Annotated in this window: 18 protein-coding genes; 13 read left to right on the forward strand and 5 right to left on the reverse strand. The window is 39.1% G+C overall.

Translation table 11 applies throughout. The features are described from left to right. Positions 1 to 82 precede the first annotated feature (82 nt). From OLM45_RS06770 to OLM45_RS06795, 6 genes are all read left to right on the forward strand, one after another. The gene (locus OLM45_RS06770) at positions 83 to 943 is read left to right on the forward strand and encodes an OmpA family protein (RefSeq protein WP_264509248.1); all 861 of its coding nucleotides are present in this window, start codon (positions 83 to 85) and stop codon (positions 941 to 943) included. After that, complete coding sequence (locus OLM45_RS06775) at positions 944 to 1,798, forward strand: OmpA family protein (RefSeq protein ID WP_264509249.1); 855 nt, start codon at positions 944 to 946, stop codon at positions 1,796 to 1,798. Continuing rightward, positions 1,798 to 2,595 (forward strand): OmpA family protein, encoded by a 798-nt coding sequence (locus OLM45_RS06780; protein ID WP_264509251.1) that lies wholly within the window; start codon positions 1,798 to 1,800, stop codon positions 2,593 to 2,595. The genes OLM45_RS06775 and OLM45_RS06780 overlap by 1 nt, the downstream gene beginning before the upstream one ends. A 27-nt stretch (positions 2,596 to 2,622) precedes the next feature. Continuing rightward, a complete protein-coding gene (locus OLM45_RS06785) occupies positions 2,623 to 3,264 on the forward strand; it encodes a hypothetical protein (RefSeq protein WP_264509252.1) in 642 nt (213 codons plus the stop codon). 96 nt (positions 3,265 to 3,360) lie between these two features. Beyond that, entirely contained in the window at positions 3,361 to 4,539 is a 1,179-nt protein-coding gene (locus OLM45_RS06790; protein WP_264509254.1) for an AIR synthase related protein, read from the forward strand. A gap of 3 nt (positions 4,540 to 4,542) precedes the next feature. Next, on the forward strand, positions 4,543 to 4,974 hold the full coding sequence (locus OLM45_RS06795; RefSeq protein ID WP_264509255.1) for a hypothetical protein: 432 nt from the start codon (positions 4,543 to 4,545) through the stop codon (positions 4,972 to 4,974). Positions 4,975 to 5,018: 44 nt separating this feature from the next. Here the strand turns inward: OLM45_RS06795 and OLM45_RS06800 are convergent, their stop codons facing one another. The 5 genes from OLM45_RS06800 to crcB all read right to left on the reverse strand — a co-directional run bounded on the left by OLM45_RS06800 (position 5,019) and on the right by crcB (position 9,248). After that, entirely contained in the window at positions 5,019 to 6,101 is a 1,083-nt protein-coding gene (locus tag OLM45_RS06800; protein WP_264509256.1) for a peptidylprolyl isomerase, read from the reverse strand. 19 nt (positions 6,102 to 6,120) lie between these two features. Then, entirely contained in the window at positions 6,121 to 7,236 is a 1,116-nt protein-coding gene (locus tag OLM45_RS06805; protein WP_264509258.1) for a peptidylprolyl isomerase, read from the reverse strand. A gap of 2 nt (positions 7,237 to 7,238) precedes the next feature. Further along, complete coding sequence (gldI, locus tag OLM45_RS06810) at positions 7,239 to 7,802, reverse strand: gliding motility-associated peptidyl-prolyl isomerase GldI (RefSeq protein WP_129460733.1); 564 nt, start codon at positions 7,800 to 7,802, stop codon at positions 7,239 to 7,241. A 10-nt stretch (positions 7,803 to 7,812) separates the two neighbouring features. Further along, entirely contained in the window at positions 7,813 to 8,817 is a 1,005-nt protein-coding gene (locus tag OLM45_RS06815; RefSeq protein ID WP_264509259.1) for a DHH family phosphoesterase, read from the reverse strand. Between the two features lie 62 nt (positions 8,818 to 8,879). After that, positions 8,880 to 9,248, reverse strand: a complete 369-nt coding sequence (gene crcB / locus OLM45_RS06820) for a fluoride efflux transporter CrcB (RefSeq protein ID WP_264509260.1) — start codon at positions 9,246 to 9,248, stop codon at positions 8,880 to 8,882. 182 nt (positions 9,249 to 9,430) lie between these two features. Between crcB and OLM45_RS06825 the strand changes: the two genes are divergently transcribed. From OLM45_RS06825 to yidC, 7 genes are all read left to right on the forward strand, one after another. Continuing rightward, positions 9,431 to 10,018, forward strand: coding sequence for a class I SAM-dependent methyltransferase (locus tag OLM45_RS06825; RefSeq protein ID WP_129460736.1), 588 nt, complete (start codon positions 9,431 to 9,433; stop codon positions 10,016 to 10,018). A gap of 119 nt (positions 10,019 to 10,137) precedes the next feature. Beyond that, positions 10,138 to 11,667 (forward strand): glutamine-hydrolyzing GMP synthase, encoded by a 1,530-nt coding sequence (guaA, locus tag OLM45_RS06830; RefSeq protein WP_264509262.1) that lies wholly within the window; start codon positions 10,138 to 10,140, stop codon positions 11,665 to 11,667. A 27-nt stretch (positions 11,668 to 11,694) separates the two neighbouring features. Then, on the forward strand, positions 11,695 to 13,635 hold the full coding sequence (locus tag OLM45_RS06835) for a LysM peptidoglycan-binding domain-containing protein (RefSeq protein ID WP_264509263.1): 1,941 nt from the start codon (positions 11,695 to 11,697) through the stop codon (positions 13,633 to 13,635). Between the two features lies 1 nt (position 13,636). Beyond that, positions 13,637 to 14,041 (forward strand): OsmC family protein, encoded by a 405-nt coding sequence (locus OLM45_RS06840; protein WP_264509264.1) that lies wholly within the window; start codon positions 13,637 to 13,639, stop codon positions 14,039 to 14,041. Continuing rightward, complete coding sequence (locus OLM45_RS06845; RefSeq protein ID WP_413614175.1) at positions 14,032 to 14,274, forward strand: DUF3820 family protein; 243 nt, start codon at positions 14,032 to 14,034, stop codon at positions 14,272 to 14,274. Before OLM45_RS06840 ends, OLM45_RS06845 begins: the two co-directional genes overlap by 10 nt. A gap of 93 nt (positions 14,275 to 14,367) precedes the next feature. Then, positions 14,368 to 15,978, forward strand: a complete 1,611-nt coding sequence (locus tag OLM45_RS06850) for a CTP synthase (RefSeq protein WP_264509265.1) — start codon at positions 14,368 to 14,370, stop codon at positions 15,976 to 15,978. A gap of 36 nt (positions 15,979 to 16,014) precedes the next feature. Continuing rightward, positions 16,015 to 17,904, forward strand: a complete 1,890-nt coding sequence (gene yidC, locus OLM45_RS06855) for a membrane protein insertase YidC (RefSeq protein ID WP_264509266.1) — start codon at positions 16,015 to 16,017, stop codon at positions 17,902 to 17,904. Positions 17,905 to 17,965: the final 61 nt, after the last annotated feature.

Raw genomic sequence — 17,965 nt, forward strand, 5'->3', positions numbered from 1 at the left:
TTCAACGTATCAATAAACAAAACCCGCTAGAAATAGTGGGTTTTTTCATTTTAAAACACTAAAATTTACCTATTTTCGTTACATGAATATGCGAAAACTTTTACTCTTCCTCGGATTACTTTTGGGATGTACCCTTCAAGCACAAGAACAATTTGTCGTTTTTTTTGATAGTGGGAAATTTGAAACCAATCCCAAAGAAACCCAAAAACTGAACGAATGGATTCAAACCCATAAAGAAGTTAAAATATTAGCCATTCAAGGCTATACCGATGAAGACGGTTCGAGCGGTTACAACGATACCCTTTCGCGTAAGCGCGTTGATTTTATTTTTAAACAAGTGCAAGGAAAAGTCGCCACTCGAGAAGATTACAAAGCCCATAGTTTTGGTGAAAATTTTACCCAATCCAAAAACAAAGCAGAAAATCGCAGAGCGACTATTTTGTTTATTCAGCCCAAAGATTTTGCCCGTGAAAATGAAATTTTAGGCATACAACCTGCCGAGCCAGTTAAACCCGCCGAACCTGAAATTATTGAAGAAGAAGCCATGCATTTCCCTGAAAATGCAACGTTAGAGCAAAAAATTCAGTTGGCACGCGTAGGCACTTTAATTCGGTTAAAGGACATCAATTTTTATGTCAATACTTTTGCAGTGATGCCTTCGTCTAAAAATTCTGTGGATCAATTGGTGAATGTGTTGTTCAATAATCCAAAGTTGCATATCGAAATTCAAGGCCACATTTGTTGTGTGAGTAAGGATTATAAAAACCTTTCGTTGGATCGAGCGCGCCAAATCAAACGCATTTTGGTTTCAGAAGGTATAAATCCCGAACGAATTACTGTCAAAGGCTTTGGCGTTTCAAAACCCAAATTCCCCATTCCCGAAAAATCGGAAGAAGAAGCCGCTCAAAACCGCCGTGTAGAAATCTTAATCACTCAAAAATAAATGCGCAAAATTCTTTTTCTTTTTTTACTCCTTTTCAATTTTGTATCCGCCCAAAGAACAATTTCTGTCTATTTTGAAGTGGACCAAAGTTCGATTTCCTTCGAGGATACAAAGAAATTGGTGATTAATTTCCAATTAGCACATTACAAAGTAATCGAAGTTCGGGGCTATTGCGATGCCCGTGGAAGTGTAGCTTACAATGATGCTTTGGCGCAACGACGCATCAATGCGGTACTTCAAAAATTGGATGATTTATCAATTTCGCATGAAAGTGCGACACAAAAAGTCATCGGTAAACGGCAATTGGAATTTCCTTTACACGCTCAAAATCGCAGGGTCGAGCTACTAGTCGAAATACTTCCCAAAGTTATCGAACTTGAGGTGAAACCATCTCTTCTAAAACGAGAAGAAACTGCCACCCCAATTCAGGAAACACTCACGCCAGAGGAGCAAATCGCCGAAGAAGCCGATCAACTGGAAAACCAACTTACGCAATCCAAAGTCGGGACAATTTTCAAAATAAAAAATCTTAACTTTGTGTTCAACAGTGACGAAATTGAACCATTGTCACAACCTTTATTGGACAAATTGCTCGAAGTGATGCTAAATTTTCCAAAATTGGAAATCGAAATTCACGGGTACATTTGTTGCAATCCCGATCCCAGCGACACGAAATTATCAATTCGCAGAGCGCATAAAATATACAAATACCTCACACAGAACGGTGTTGATTCAAAACGATTGGGCTATAAAGGATTTGGGAGTTCGAACCCCGTATTTCCCTTACCCGAAAAATCAGAAGCTGAAAAGGCGGCTAATCGTCGTGTGGAAATTTTAATTAAACATGCCATTTGATGAAAAAAACAGTTAATTTATGGGTTATATTGTTTTCACTTGTGATGCAGGGTCAGCAAAAAGTGGAACTTTATTTTGATTTCGATAAATACGATTTAAATCCGCAGGCGATTCAAACGTTGAATACATGGATGGCTTCTGGGAAGAATTACAAGGTCACCAAACTTTTTGGCTTTTGTGATTGGAAAGGGACCAATGTTTATAATGATACTTTAGCCCTTCGCCGTGTGAATACGGTGTATCGCTTTCTCCAAAAGCAAAATATTTTGGTGAAAAAAAACATTGAGATTCGCGGATTTGGCGAGGACTTCAAGCAATCCCCCAAGCAAGAGGAAAACAGAAGAGTGACATTAATTTATGAAGAAATTATTCCTCAGAAAATAGTCGAAACTCCGCTGCCAAAAACGGTAGGCCCTACATTCAAGCAACAAATGAATTTGGCAAAAAAAGGGGATATCATCAAATTAGAACATATCAATTTTTTAAATCATTCGGCTAAATTCGTGCCCAATAGCGAACCCATTTTGTTGGAATTACTCTGTGTAATGGAGGAAAATCCGACCCTAAAAATTGAAATTCAAGGTCATATTTGTTGTGATACAGAAAATAAATACGGGTACATTGCTGAAGCCCGTGCCAAAGCGGTTTACAGTTATTTAATCACCCATAAGATAGATCGCAAACGTCTTTCTTTTAAAGGATATGGTGCAACGCGTCCCATCTATAAAATTCCGGAGCGCAATGCCCAAGAAGAAGACGGTAACCGCCGTGTCGAAATCATGGTTGTTGAACGGTAAACTAAGCACAAATCAATTATTCTTTTTATGGCGTCATTTCGTTGGATACAAAACAATGACAATCCCAATGTTGGATTTACCGAAGTGGAGATTCGCCTTTTGGAAACGGAGTTACAGAAGCAATTTAATCCGACACTAATTCAATTTCTTCAAACTGCAGGTGCTTATGCAAATGTATTGGATGGAAATAGGATAAATATAAATACCCTTCTTGTTTGGAATCAGCAGATAAATCATTTGAAAAATTTTCCTTTCAATATTGTACAACAACCGTTCTGCTTTTTTTCATTGGAAAAGAAAAATGAAGACACAACACGTGGTTATTTTCCAACCAATGCGGATGAAACGTTTCTGTACTATTATTTTGTGGATTTATCCAAAAAGGAACTTCCCGTGTATTCGTTCAGTGAATCGGAACATTTTATCGAACCCCAGCCGGGTTATGTAACTGTTGCTCCAATTGGTTTACAATACGTTTCACCTTCTTTAATCCAATTTATCAACCGTGAAACAGAAAAGAAATACGGTGAAACTACAGGAAAGAAAATAGTCAATATTATAGGGTTACTCGTTTTTTCACCTTTGCTCATTCTTCTTATTCTTTATTTAATTATACAACCCAATTCCAGTTGGCGCTCTACCTTGTTTTTTTGGAAAAAGAACATTTAATTGTTTATAATTTTAAATAAATGGAGATTCTGAAACTTGGGGATTGACTTGAAACTTGAAACAGAAATAGTATCTTTGTGCCACAACAACACGACTATGCAATCAAATCATTCGCAACGCTACAATCAGCGTGGTGTATCTGCTTCCAAAGAGGAAGTTCACCAAGCCATTCAGAACATCGACAAAGGATTATTCCCCAAAGCATTTTGTAAAATTGTCCCCGATTATTTAACCGGTGATGAAGATTATTGCCTCATCATGCATGCTGACGGCGCAGGAACAAAATCCTCGCTGGCTTACATGTATTGGAAAACAACAGGCGATATTTCGGTTTGGAAAGGAATTGCCCAAGATGCCTTAATTATGAATATTGATGATTTGTTATGTGTAGGTGCCGTGGATAATATCATGTTGTCTTCGACGATTGGCCGTAATAAAAACTTGATTCCTGGCGAAGTAATTGCAGCTATTATAAACGGAACGGAGGAATTAATTGCTGATCTCCGTCAACACGGCGTTACCATTCATTCTACAGGTGGTGAAACCGCTGATGTAGGGGATTTGGTGCGAACAATCATTGTAGATTCAACCGTTACCGCTCGAATGAAACGTTCTGAGGTTATTGATAATGCCAATATTAAACCAGGGAATGTCATCATCGGATTGGCGAGTTATGGCCAAGCGACTTATGAAAAAGAATACAATGGCGGTATGGGGAGTAACGGACTAACTTCCGCGCGTCATGATGTGTTTGCCCATGACTTGGCTGCGCAATTTCCAGAAAGTTTTGATGCGGCGGTTCCCAATGAATTAGTCTACTCAGGAAATGTACAGTTGACCGACGCTGTCGAAGGTTCGCCACTTGATGCTGGCAAATTGGTGCTTTCACCTACACGCACATATGCCCCTGTTATTAAAGAAATTTTAGCTACTTTAGGTTCAGAAAATATTAACGGAATGGTGCATTGCAGTGGTGGAGCACAAACCAAAGTGTTGCATTTTGTAGACGAAGTCCACGTAATTAAAGACAATCTATTTCCAGTACCTCCGTTGTTCCAATTAATTCAAGAACAGTCAGGAACGGATTGGAAAGAAATGTATCAAGTTTTCAACTGTGGCCACCGTATGGAATTGTACGTTCAACCAGAACACGCTGAAACCATTATTGCAATTGCCAACCGATTTGGAATTGAAGCGCAACAAGTGGGTCGAATAGAGGCAGCCCCAACTAAAAAGTTAACCATTCATTCGCCTTATGGCACTTTTAATTATTAAGTCATGAAAATAGATCCTAAAAACGGTATTGCCGATTTGATTTTCGGCATGAAAATGACTCATGTGGAGCATCTGTTGGGCGAACCCGATCGTCAGTTCCATGATGAAGACGACAATATGATTTATTTGTACAACAAACAAAAATTGCGATTGACGTTTTATGCCGATGAAGACCTTCGTTTTGGTTATGCGATTACCTCACATCCCAATGCTACCTTATTGGGTCAAGCGATAATTGGTAAACCTATTGGGGAGGTGATTGAATCGTTGCCCTTTACTACTTGGGAAACCGAAGATTTTGATTCCGTTACCAATCATTTTAATGAATCCAATTGGTTGACACTTCAATCTGAGTTTGGGGCCATTATTCGTGTTGAAATAGGAGCATTAATCGATGACGCCACGGATTCTTTTATCTGGCGCTTTAAAGGATAAATGATAAAACAAAAAAGGCTGTCTTCAATAGACAGCCTTTTGTATTATTTGGAATTAATTTTCAGTAATTCTACTTCGAAGATTAAATCTGCTTTTGGAGGAATCACACCGCCTGCACCGCGATCGCCGTAGGCCAATTGGTAGGGAATATAAAATTTATATTTTGATCCTTCGGGCATTAACTGTACGCCTTCTGTCCAACCTTTAATTACTTGGTTCAAACCAAAGTCAATTGGTTGACCGCGTTGTACGCTACTGTCAAATATTTTACCATCGGTCAACATTCCGGTGTAGTGAACTTTTACATTACTAGTCGCTAAAGGTTTTTCACCAGTTCCTTCTTGGATTACGATATAGCGTAAACCGCTTGCCGTTACTTGACCTTTGTCCATAAATTCTTTCAATGCAGCTTCATTGGCAGCTTTGCGAGCGGCTTCTGCTTTTTGCTCTTCCATAGCAATCGCTCCGTAGTAGTCACTGAATACTTTTACTGCGTCAAATGCTTTAGCAGCAGCACCTTTTCGAATAATCGTTACTTTGGTCATCGGGTCATTTTGAGCAATGGCATTTACCACATCTTGACCGGTTATGATTTTTCCAAAAATGGTATGTTTGCCATTTAACCATGGAGTTTCTTTGTGGGTAATGAAAAATTGCGAACCGTTTGTTTTGGGTCCGGCATTAGCCATCGCTAAAATACCTGGTCCTGTAAACTTATCCTCTGTAATTTCATCTTTAAACGCATAACCGGGTCCGCCGGATCCATTACCAGCAGGGTCGCCACCTTGAATCATAAAGTCTTTGATGACGCGGTGAAAGGTTAAACCATCAAAGAATTTTTTTCCTTTTAAATTTTCGGAAACATAAGGATGGGTTCCTTCGGCCAAAGCAATAAAGTTAGCAACAGTTACCGGTGTTTTTTGGTAATACAATTCCAAAAGCATTTTTCCTTTTGGGGTTTCGATTTCAGTATAAATTCCGTCGGCTAATTTAGGTCCGGCTTGCTGAGTAGCTGCAGTTGTTGCTTTTGCTTTTGGTTTTTGAGCCGCTGCTTTTTTCGGAGTTTGCGCTTGAAGCATCACCGAACAAAAGAGGAAAATTCCCAGCCATTTCATTGTCATTTTCATAGTATTTTGCGTATTAATGTTATGGTTTTTTTATTTCTAATTCAAATATTAAATCGGTATTGGGCGGAATGTCACTTCCCATACCATTTTCTCCATACCCTAATTTGGATGGGATAAAGATTATGGCTTTGTCCCCATATTGCAGCAAATTCATCCCTTCTGCAAAGCCGGGAATCATACCTTCTTTTTCGCCGTGTTTCAACGGTAATGCGTTATAACCGCCCATTTGTTCTCGATCCGCTTTATAAATACCAAAGCGTTGTGCAATTGCTTTTTCGCTCGTATCAAATAATTTGCCATTTTCAAAAAATCCAGCATAATGTACAGCAATGGGGTCGCCTAAATTGGGTTTTCCGCCTTTACCTTTTTCTGTAATAAAATAGGCCAAACCGCTTTTGGTCACGGTCGCTTTCGCTTTTAAACTCGCATAATAGGCTTGTTTTTCAGCTTGGTATTTTGACAAATTAGCCGCATCAATTTTCGCTTGTTTGGCTTGGTGTTCCGATTCTGCTTTGAAATAATCGGAAAATACTTTTACGGCATCAAACTTTTTTGCCTCTTCACCTTTGCGGATGATGGTTACCGAAATAACTTGGTCGAATTGTTTAATGGCGTGGGCAACTTCCATTCCGTCGCCAATCACATAACCAAAAATAGTATGGCGTTGATCCAAATTTGGAGTAGGTGCCAACGTGATAAAAAACTGACTGCTGTTGGTACCAGGACCCGAGTTTGCCATGGCTAATTTTCCTTCTTGATCAAATCTCAAGTCTGAAAATTCATCTTTGAATTTGTATCCCACATCACCAGAACCGGTTCCAGTAGGATCTCCGCCTTGAATTACAAAATCATCGGCATCGCCATTTGATTTAGAAATTACACGGTGCCAACGGGTTCCGTCAAAAATAGTCTTGTCTTTTAAATCTTCCCGAACAAAGGGATTGGTTCCTTCAGCTAGCGTGATGAAGTTGGCAACAGTAATGGGAGATTTTTTATATTCTAAAGCTACAAGAATCGAACCTTTGTCGGTTTCGAATTCGGCATAAAGACCATCTTTTAAATCGGCGTGATCATCTTTACAACTTTGTAAAAACAAACTCGTTAAAATGGTGAAAATTAATGTTATTTTCTTCATTATTAATTGTTTAATTTATTTTCTGGACGGAAATCGGTTAACGTTACCCGACAAATAATGGGTTCGTTGGTACCAATTCTGCGATCATCACCGTGGTATCCATAGGCTAAATGGGAAGGAAACAAGAATGTCACCGTTTCATTTTTACGCATCAATTTCAAACCGTGTTGTAATCCTGTGATGATGGTTTGCTTGTCAACCCGATAGGTTTGCCCTTTTAATTCGAGATCCGAATAAATTACCTTTCCGTTCAAATCTTTGATTTCATAATCAAAATAGGCAATGTCTCCTTTTTTTGGGCGTAAGGTATCCGTAGTATTTTTATTTTCATAATAGTACCAGTAGCCTTTTTTGGAAGCAATATATTGAATGCCTTTATTTTTTTGAATAATGGAATCAATCTTCGTTTCTTCATTCTTGATTAACTTCTTGTTGCGTTCCACCGAAGCATTCATAAATTCACCAGAAGAATGGGAAACAGGTCGACGTGCTTGCTGTTGTTGGCAACTTATCGTTAAGATGCTCACCAACATGATGATAAACAGGGGAAAAAAGTTCTTTTTCATAACCAATAAATTACGGTTGTATTTCTTTAACTATTTGTTCAAAACGCAAAATCGTGTTTTCAAGTGTGTCGGTTGACTTTCCACCGGCAGCATTGATATGTCCGCCACCGTTAAAATAAGTCCGAGCAAACTGATTCACGTCAAATTGACCTTGTGAACGAAACGATATTTTGATAATTCCTTCGTCTTTATGTTCGATAAAAATGGCTGTAAAATGTATGCCTTTGATGGTTAAACCATAATTGACAATTCCTTCCGTATCGCCTTTGACATAATGGAATTGGTTGAGTTCATCCTGACTCAAAGTCGTATACGAAGTATGTAATTCGGGTAACACTTTCAAATTCTGAAGGGCGCGACCCATTAATTGCAAACGGTCGTAAGAATTATTGTCAAACAACAAGGTCGGGATTTCAGTATTGGGCACACCCAAATCAATGAATTCCGCGACAATACGGTGGGTGGTTCCTGTCGTTTTTGGAAAACGGAATTGCCCTGAATCCGTCATAATTCCAGTATATAAACAAGTCGCAATGGTTTTATCAATTAAAGCACCTTGCTGTAAATCTTGAATAAAATGATACACCATTTCACAGGTGGAGCCATAAGCCGTATCCGAAAACACAAACTGCGCATAGTTACCTGGTAATTCATGATGATCAATCATGACCATGGGTTGCTTTAAGGTTTGTAAGGCTTGTTCCATTTCACCTGTTCGGTGTAAGGCATTAAAATCTAGCGTGAATAGTAGGTCTTGGGATTGTAAAAAAGCAGTGCATTTTTGGCGGTCTTTTTCATAGATCATCACTTCCTCGGCACCAGGTAACCAAGCCAAAAAATCAGGAAATTCATTGGGTGAAATAACTTGAGTAGTGTGGCCTAATTTTCGTAAAAAATGGGACAAACCTAATGTAGACCCCATAGCATCACCATCGGGATTACGATGAGGGATAATGGCAATTTTTCTGGGTTGTTCCAAAAAAACAAGTAAATCCTGCAATTCTTTTTCATTCATAGGTTGCGAAGGTAGTAAATTTTACCAAACAATTTTCTGGAAAGAAACCTAGTTTGTGTTCATTAACGGGTGAACCACAATCCTAGAAATACAGCGGTAATTCCGACACAAACACTGACCAACGTGTAGGTTAAAGCCAAGAGATATTGTTGTTGTTGCACTAATTGAATGTTTTCATAACCGAAAGTTGAAAATGTAGTAAATCCGCCGCAGAAACCAGTGACTAAAAACCATTTGAGTTGGGAATCTACGAGATTGTTTTTTGTCAAATACCCCATAAAAAGTCCGATGAGTAAACAGCCTATCGCATTTGCAATAAACGTTGCCAAAGGGAAATTACCCGAATCCATTTTTTGAAAATAAATACCTGTAAGATAGCGAAGGATACTGCCTATTGCTCCACCAATGCCAACAAAAATAAGGGTCTTCACAAAGAATATTGTTAAGATTACTAATCAAATTTTAATACTGCAATTTAGGAATAAAACCGGAAGTGTGTTTGTTAAAGTATTTGTTAAGTGTTTATTTTTTTTAGAAATAAAATTAGGTTTTTAAAATAGTTAACATAATTATTTTGATATTTGAAAACAAACTAAACCTATACACACTACTTATGCAAAATTGGACTTTGAAAAATCGATGGAAGTGGTTTCGAAAGCGGCTTACCTGGAACTATAAATACGCCATTGGAAAATGGAATAAAATGGGAACCGAAGCCGATCGTTATCAAGCCATCGTAACTTACATTCAAAAGAGTTCAGTAACACCTCCGCGCATTCTAGACTTGGGTTGTGGTTATGGTGCCTTATTGGATTATTTGCCCAAGGATGCCTATGCAGCGTATTTAGGAGTCGATTTGTCGGATACGGCAATATTAAAAGCCCGAAAAAAGAAATACCCCAATGCTATTTTTAAAGTAGCTGATTTGCATCAATTTAAAACCGAAGAAAAGTTTGATTTATTGGTGTTCAATGAAGTGCTCTACTATTTGGACAATCGGTTGGAAGTTGTAAAACAATTGTCTTTATTTACTACTCCCCATGCAAAAATGATTGTTTCCTTGTATGATGTTAAGGAGAGTATCGTTGATGAGTTAGCAAAAAATTATCCATTTCTGGATAGTACGCTTGTATATGAAAATGAAGGAAAAACCAAATGGGGAATCAATTGGTTTGATCTTGAAGTGAAACCAACAAATTAAATGATCACTATTATTTTTTTTAGTAATTAAGTTTGTACAAAAAGAGCATAAAAAAGACTAATTTTGCAACCGTTCCAAATATCATTTGATACCCGCGGAACAAGCACAACACAACTTTTATGCAACACAACGTACTTATTTTAGATTTTGGATCGCAATACACTCAGTTGATTGCGAGAAGGGTTCGCGAACTCAATATCTTCTGCGAAATTTTCCCTTACAATCAGATTCCAGCGGATCTGTCGAGTTTTAAAGCTGTAATTTTATCAGGTAGTCCTTACTCTGTTCGCGCAGAAGATGCTCCCCATCCCGATTTGTCGCAAATTCGGGGCAAAATGCCCTTATTGGCGGTTTGTTATGGAGCCCAATATTTGGCGCATTTCAATGGAGGCGAAGTGGCGCCGAGTAATATCCGTGAATACGGTCGGGCCAACTTGACTTTCATCAAAGATGATGAGGATTTCTTTGAAGAAATTGCCCTGAATTCGCAAGTGTGGATGAGTCATAGCGATACAATCAAGCAATTACCGTCCAACGGTGTGCGTTTGGCCAGTACCAAAGATGTCGAAAATGCCGCTTACCGAATTGAAGGTGAAACTACCTATGCCATCCAATTTCATCCGGAAGTCTATCACTCCACAGATGGCAAACAATTGTTGGAGAATTTTTTAGTAAAAATCGCTGAAGTTCCCCAAAGCTTTACACCCAACGCCTTTGTAGAAGACTGCGTGGCCGAAATCCAAGAAAAAGTAAAATCGGATAAAGTCGTTTTGGGCTTGTCTGGAGGTGTTGATTCTACGGTGGCTGCCGTTTTATTGCACAAAGCTATTGGAGCAAACTTGTATTGTATCTTCGTGAATAACGGATTATTACGGAAAAATGAATTCGAAAACGTTTTGAACCAATATAAAGGAATGGGATTAAACGTGAAAGGCGTAGATGCTTCGGCACGTTTTTTGTCAGCCCTCGAAGGCATCAGTGATCCTGAAACCAAACGAAAAACAATTGGTCGGGTATTCATCGAAGTATTTGATGATGAAGCCAATCAATTAACCGACGTAAAATGGTTAGCACAAGGAACCATCTATCCCGATGTTATTGAGTCGGTATCGGTGAAAGGACCTTCGGCTACCATCAAATCGCATCATAACGTGGGTGGTTTACCCGATTACATGAAATTGCAAATTGTCGAACCGCTTCGCATGTTGTTTAAAGATGAAGTGCGTCGCGTTGGGGCTACTTTAGGAATTGATCCTGAATTACTAGGACGTCATCCTTTCCCAGGTCCCGGATTGTCGATTCGTATTTTAGGGGATATTACACCAGAAAAAGTACGCATCTTGCAAGAGGTTGACGCTATCTTTATTGACGGATTAAAATCACACGGTTTATACAATAAAGTGTGGCAAGCCGGCGCTATTTTACTTCCAGTGAATAGTGTAGGGGTAATGGGTGATGAGCGAACCTATGAAAAAGTAGTAGCGTTGCGTGCGGTAGAATCCACCGATGGAATGACAGCGGATTGGGTGCATTTGCCCTATGATTTTTTAATGAAAATTTCGAATGAAATCATCAATAAGGTCAAAGGGGTAAACCGAGTGGTGTATGATATCAGTTCGAAACCACCCGCCACTATTGAATGGGAATAATAGGAGAAATCCTTTAAAAATAGGAGTATGTTGAAAAGAGTTGTTTTCGGTTTTTTGGTTTTGGCCACCGTTACGGTAATGGCCCAAACGAAAAAGCATACGGTTGCAAAAGGCGAAACAGTAGTGTCTATCGCCCAAAAATATCAGGTAACACCTTACGATATTTATAAAGTGAATCCCGATGCAAAAAGTGGAATCCAGCCCAATATGGTTTTGGTGATTCCGCCGAATGCGGTGTTGCCTAAAACAACAACTAAACCAACTTCAACAATTCCAGCAGTTGCTGTGGCTAAACCAACAGTGCCGAATACGCACACCGTTTTAGCAAAAGAAACCATTTACAGTATTTCCAAAAAATACGGATTAGAGAAAGGTGTACTGGAAGCTTTAAATCCCAGTTTGTCGACCAACGGATTGCAAGTCGGACAAGTGTTAGCCTTAAAAAAAGGAGTGACGGTTCCAAAGTCAAATGCTACTCCAACTGCTCCAATGCCCGCCCCCTCAACCACTGAAATAACACATGTGGTAAGAGCGCAAGAAACCAAATACGGTATTGCCAATTTATATGGGGTTTCCATTGAAGAATTGGAAGCTCAAAATCCCCAAACCAAAGATGGATTGTCGATTGGGGATGTGTTGAAAATCAAAAAAGCGGTAACGAAATCCAATGATAATTTGCCTAAAGTTAAACCCATTGAAACTTCGGATTATGAAGTGAAAGTGGGTGAAACCTTGTACAGTTTGACCAAACATTTCAATTTATCAGAGTCCGCATTAATTCGTATGAATCCCGAACTAAAAGACGGTTTAAAACAAGGGATGGTGATCAAAGTACCGGCACAAATTGCTTTTGCGAAAGAACGAACGGGTTCGGGAATCAAAGATTTTTCCCGTTCATTGTCCAATCAGAAACGAAAAGAATTGGTGCTATTCTTACCTTTTAATGCTTCCCGCATTCAGAATGATACAGTGACTGGTGTAGTAGAGCGTTTGAAGAAAGATAAATTTTTGAATATGACATTGGACTTTTATTCAGGGGCTTTAATGGCGATTGATTCCGCAAAGGCACTTGGGATGAATTTCAATATTCGTATTTATGATTCCCAAGAATCGCGCAATTCAACAGCTGCTTTAGACATTATAAAAAATGAAGATTTTTCAACTACAAATGCGGTAATCGGACCCTTTTATCAAGTCAATGTAGAGCGCGTAGCCATGGCCTTGGAATCCAAAAATATTCCTGTTATCTCACCTTTATCGCGTGAAGAAGGGAAAGGCTATACCAATTTATACCAATCTACTCCATTACCGGATGCTACAAAAGCAGCGATGTTGGATTATTTGCAGTCCAAAAATGGCAACATTATCGCCGTGGTTTCTCCCAAAAAACAATCCATGCGCCAATATCTGAAAGATTTTTATGAGAAAGTAAAAATTGTAGGCGTAGCGGATAACGGTTCCGTGGTAGCAGACAGTATCAAAAAACATTTTGTCAAGGACCGCACAAATTATGTGATTTTAGCCACTGAAAAAACAGGTGCTGTAATGACGACAACCGCTTCTATGGTGGCAGCTCAAAAAGAGTATCCAGTACAATTGGTGATTTTAGAAGCCAATGAAACCTTGGATTATGAAGAAATTCCGATCGCCCGTTTGACCAAATTAAAATTGATGTATCCATCGGTTACTCGTGAAAATGATTCGGATAAAGCCCGTCAATTTGATGTTGCATACCGCAAAAAAAACAAAGTATTTCCCAACCAATATGCCGTGCGTGGGTTTGATTTGACCTTTGATACCTTGATTCGATTGGCGCAAGACAAAGATTTTGAAGATACTTTGGAGGATGCTTCCGAGCAAATTGAAAATAGATTTGATTACGCCAAAAAAGTATCAGGTGGTTATACCAACAACGGAATTTACATCCTTTACTACGATGAGGATTTAACCATAAAACAAGCAAATTAATATGGCGACTTCAAAAGTGACGTATTTAGGTGATTTACGAACTTCTTCGGAACATCTTCAATCGGGAAGTGTAATCATTTCCGATGCTCCCACCGACAACAACGGAAAAGGGGAAGCTTTTTCTCCCACAGATACAGTAGCCAACGGATTGGCGAGTTGTATGTTTACCGTTATGGGCATCAAAGCCCGTGATTTGGGTGTGGATTTTTCGGGATCAACCGCTGAGGTTACCAAAATAATGGGCACCGAACCCCGTCGTATTACTGAAATTCATGTGACGTTTTCGATGGAATTGGAAGTGGATGAAAAAACCAAAACTATCCTTGAACGAACTGCAATGACATGTCCCGTTCATTATAGTTTGCATCCCGATATTAAAAAAGAAATTGTTTTTCATTGGAAATAAGAAATGAACAACACGCTTTTTTAATTGAATTAGCGCATACCAAAATGCCTTATGGGAAATACGAAGGCCGCTATTTGATTGACTTGCCCGAATATTATATGGTGTGGTTGCACAACAATCGCTTGCCCAAAGGAAAGTTGGGCGAACAATTGAAGTTGGTCCACGAATTAAAACTCAACGGTTTGGAACCACTCATTCGAAATATTCAAAAAACGCATCCCAAAAAAGGTTAATAAATACTGATAATTCGGTTCCAACCGATTTTTATAATGGCAGATTAGTTTGTAATTTTGCCCCGATTTATACAACAACACAACTAACACATAATGAATACTACAAAGTACATCTTTGTCACTGGCGGTGTAACTTCATCGTTGGGAAAAGGAATTATTGCGGCTTCTTTGGCTAAACTACTCCAAGCCAGAGGCTACCGCACCACCATCCAAAAATTTGACCCCTACATTAATGTCGATCCCGGAACTTTAAATCCGTATGAACATGGGGAATGCTTTGTTACCGATGACGGTGCCGAAACGGATTTGGATTTGGGTCACTACGAACGTTTTCTTAATGTACCTACTTCGCAAGCAAATAATGTCACTACGGGTCGGGTGTATCTTTCAGTAATTGAAAAAGAACGCCGTGGCGAATTTTTAGGAAAAACGGTACAAGTCGTTCCGCACATCACCAACGAAATCAAAGAACGCATGCAATTACTCGGACAATCGGGTGATTTTGATATTGTGATTACAGAAATTGGCGGAACCGTTGGGGACATTGAGTCATTACCCTATATCGAATCTGTACGTCAATTGGTATGGGAGTTGGGCGAACATAATAGTATCGTGATTCACCTTACACTGGTGCCGTATTTGGCAGCGGCGGGCGAATTAAAAACCAAACCGACACAGCACTCCGTGAAAACCTTGATGGAAAGCGGAATTAAAGCGGATATCTTGGTTTGTCGTACCGAACATGAGTTGTCAGCCGACTTGCGTCAAAAATTGGCCTTGTTCTGTAACGTGACCAAGGAAGCGGTTATTCAGTCCATTGATGCCAAAACGATTTATGAGGTGCCGAACTTAATGTTGGAAGAAGGTTTGGATGTAGTTGCATTGAAAAAATTAGACTTGCCCGAAAAATCAGCACCGGATTTAAAGCAGTGGAATGAGTTTTTAAGTCGGCACAAAAATCCGAAACAAACCATCAATATTGGTTTGGTTGGAAAATATGTAGAATTACAAGATTCCTATAAATCCATTTTAGAAGCCTTTATTCATGCGGGTGCCGCCAATGAGACCAAAGTAAATGTGGTAAGTATCCACTCCGAATATATCGATGCTTCAAATGTAGCTGAGAAATTAAATGGGATTGACGGTATTCTCGTAGCTCCTGGTTTTGGAGAACGCGGTATCGAAGGAAAAATTGAAACCGTACGGTATGCCCGAGAAAACAACTTGCCGTTCTTCGGAATTTGTTTGGGAATGCAAATGGCCGTCATCGAATATGCGCGCAATGTGTTGCATTTGGAGCATGCCAACTCAACGGAAATGAATGTCGATACGCCCCATCCAGTAATTGATTTAATGGAAAGTCAGAAGACGGTCACCGAAAAAGGAGGGACCATGCGTTTAGGCGCTTGGAAATGCGACTTGAAACCGGGGACATTGGCACACAAAATCTACGGCAAAGATCAAATTGCGGAACGTCACCGTCACCGTTATGAATACAACAACACCTATGCAGAAGCATTACAAAATGCGGGTTTGGTGAGTTCAGGAATCAATCCCGATACCGGTTTGGTCGAAATTGTCGAGTTGGAAAACCATCCGTTTTTTATCGGAGTACAATATCATCCGGAATATAAAAGTACAGTTGCAAATCCACAGCCAATTTTTGTTAGCTTTGTAGCCGCAATTGTAAAAAATAAAAAGTAAGCTGCGGTTAGTTGCTGCAGCTCAATTTTCAAATCAATGGAAGAAAAGAAATTTGACAAGAATTCGATTATCGGATTTGCACTGATTTTCATCTTAGTGATGTGGATGATGTTCAATTCCAAACAAAACGAAGCAAAAGAAGCGGCAGCCAAAGCCAAACAAGAACAGATTGACAAAAAGCAAAAAGCCAAGCAAGCCAAAACGGCGCAAACTGTTCAAGCTGTAGATACCACAGCCAGCGATTCAACCAAAATCAAACAATTATCTAGTACGTTAGGAAAATTTGCCTACTCTGCTACGTTGCCTGCTGCCAAAGGAGGAACAACCGTAATTGAGAATGAAGTGGTAAAATTGGAAATTGCCAACAAAGGAGGTTATGTTTCCAATGTAGTGTTAAAAAACTATACCAAATTCAAACGCGATTCAGGGAAATTGGTGGAATTGGTGAAAAACAACAACTCCAACTTTAACTTGGAATTACAAACGTCGGATAACCGAGTTTTAAATACGAAGGATTTGTATTTCGAACCCCAAGTTTCCAAAGTGGGTGATGCTCAAGTTTTATCGATGAAGTTAAAAGCCGGACCCAACGAGTTTTTGGAATACAAATACGTTTTGAAAAACGACTATATGTTGGATTTCGATATCCGTTCTCAAGGATTGAGTCGTGTATTGAATACTTCAAAACCCGTAAATTTAGATTGGGATATCAAAACCTACCGCAACGAAATCAGTATTCCTTATGAAAATCGTTATACTGAAACGATATTTGAATACGAAGACGGAAAAGACGATTACGTAGGGCAAGGAAACGGTAAAGAAGAAAACCCGGAAGCTGTAACTTATGTAGCGTATCGCCAACATTTCTTTGCTTCTATTTTAATGACCAAAACGCCCTTTAAGTCGGCAAAACTGACTTCTGATAATTTGGTGCATGACGATAAAAAGGATACCGTTTTTACTAAGAAATTAACGACGAAAGCACCTTTAGCCTTAACCAACGGCGAATTGGATTATAAAATGAATTGGTACTTCGGTCCGGCTGATTATAAATTGTTAAACAGTTACGATCGTAATTTAGACGAAGTGGTACCCATGGGTTGGGGAATTTTCGGATGGATCAATAAATTCATTTTTGTTCCATTATTTGGTTTATTAGGCGGATGGATGTCGTTAGGTTTAGCGATTATCGTGTTTACCTTCTTGATCAAATTAGCGATGTCGCCGATTACGTTCAAGTCGTTCTTGTCGCAAGCTAAAATGAAAGTATTGCGTCCTGAGATTGCAGAATTGAATGAAAAATTCAAGGATCCTGTGAAACGCCAACAAGAAATGATGAAGTTATACAATAAAGCAGGTGTGAATCCGATGGCAGGTTGTATTCCAGCCCTGATTCAGTTGCCATTCGTTTATGCTTCGTTCCAATTCTTCCCTGCTGCCATTGAGTTGCGTCAGAAAAGTTTCTTGTGGGCCGATGACTTATCATCATTTGACCAAGTTTTAAAATTACCGTTCAATATTCCAATGTACGGTGATCACGTAAGTTTGTTCCCTATTTTGGCAGCGATTGCCATTTTCTTCTATATGAAAATGACATCGGGTGATAATGCTGCAATGGCGCAACCCCAACAGGAAGGAATGCCCGATATGGCTAAAATGATGAAAATCATGATTTACGTTTCGCCGATTATGATGTTAATTTTCTTCAACAGCTACGGTTCCGGTTTGAGTTTGTACAACTTTATGTCGAATGTGGTAACGATTGGTGTAATGTTGGTCATTAAAAAGTATTTCATTGACAGTGACAAAATCCACGCTCAAATTCAAGAAAACAAACAAAAGCCAACCAAAGAAAGCAAGTTCCAAAAACGCATGCGCGAAATGATGGAACAAGCAGAAGAGCAAAAACGTTTGAATAAGAAATAATAAGGTTATTAGGAATTAGTGACTAGTAAATCTTAACCAAAAAAAAGGGCTGTCCGAATTA

The organism is Flavobacterium sp. N1719 (assembly GCF_025947045.1).
Taxonomy (GTDB): Bacteria; Bacteroidota; Bacteroidia; order Flavobacteriales; family Flavobacteriaceae; genus Flavobacterium; species Flavobacterium stagni.

Bases quoted from the DNA above. Each gene is read 5' to 3' on its own strand.
- OLM45_RS06770 (WP_264509248.1), top strand. From the start codon at position 83: ATGAATATGCGAAAACTTTTACTCTTCCTCGGATTACTTTTGGGATGT.
- OLM45_RS06775 (WP_264509249.1), top strand. From the start codon at position 944: ATGCGCAAAATTCTTTTTCTTTTTTTACTCCTTTTCAATTTTGTATCC.
- OLM45_RS06780 (WP_264509251.1), top strand. From the start codon at position 1,798: ATGAAAAAAACAGTTAATTTATGGGTTATATTGTTTTCACTTGTGATG.
- OLM45_RS06785 (WP_264509252.1), top strand. From the start codon at position 2,623: ATGGCGTCATTTCGTTGGATACAAAACAATGACAATCCCAATGTTGGA.
- OLM45_RS06790 (WP_264509254.1), top strand. From the start codon at position 3,361: ATGCAATCAAATCATTCGCAACGCTACAATCAGCGTGGTGTATCTGCT.
- OLM45_RS06795 (WP_264509255.1), top strand. From the start codon at position 4,543: ATGAAAATAGATCCTAAAAACGGTATTGCCGATTTGATTTTCGGCATG.
- OLM45_RS06800 (WP_264509256.1), bottom strand. From the start codon at position 6,101: ATGAAAATGACAATGAAATGGCTGGGAATTTTCCTCTTTTGTTCGGTG.
- OLM45_RS06805 (WP_264509258.1), bottom strand. From the start codon at position 7,236: ATGAAGAAAATAACATTAATTTTCACCATTTTAACGAGTTTGTTTTTA.
- gldI (WP_129460733.1), bottom strand. From the start codon at position 7,802: ATGAAAAAGAACTTTTTTCCCCTGTTTATCATCATGTTGGTGAGCATC.
- OLM45_RS06815 (WP_264509259.1), bottom strand. From the start codon at position 8,817: ATGAATGAAAAAGAATTGCAGGATTTACTTGTTTTTTTGGAACAACCC.
- OLM45_RS06825 (WP_129460736.1), top strand. From the start codon at position 9,431: ATGCAAAATTGGACTTTGAAAAATCGATGGAAGTGGTTTCGAAAGCGG.
- guaA (WP_264509262.1), top strand. From the start codon at position 10,138: ATGCAACACAACGTACTTATTTTAGATTTTGGATCGCAATACACTCAG.
- OLM45_RS06835 (WP_264509263.1), top strand. From the start codon at position 11,695: ATGTTGAAAAGAGTTGTTTTCGGTTTTTTGGTTTTGGCCACCGTTACG.
- OLM45_RS06840 (WP_264509264.1), top strand. From the start codon at position 13,637: ATGGCGACTTCAAAAGTGACGTATTTAGGTGATTTACGAACTTCTTCG.
- OLM45_RS06850 (WP_264509265.1), top strand. From the start codon at position 14,368: ATGAATACTACAAAGTACATCTTTGTCACTGGCGGTGTAACTTCATCG.
- yidC (WP_264509266.1), top strand. From the start codon at position 16,015: ATGGAAGAAAAGAAATTTGACAAGAATTCGATTATCGGATTTGCACTG.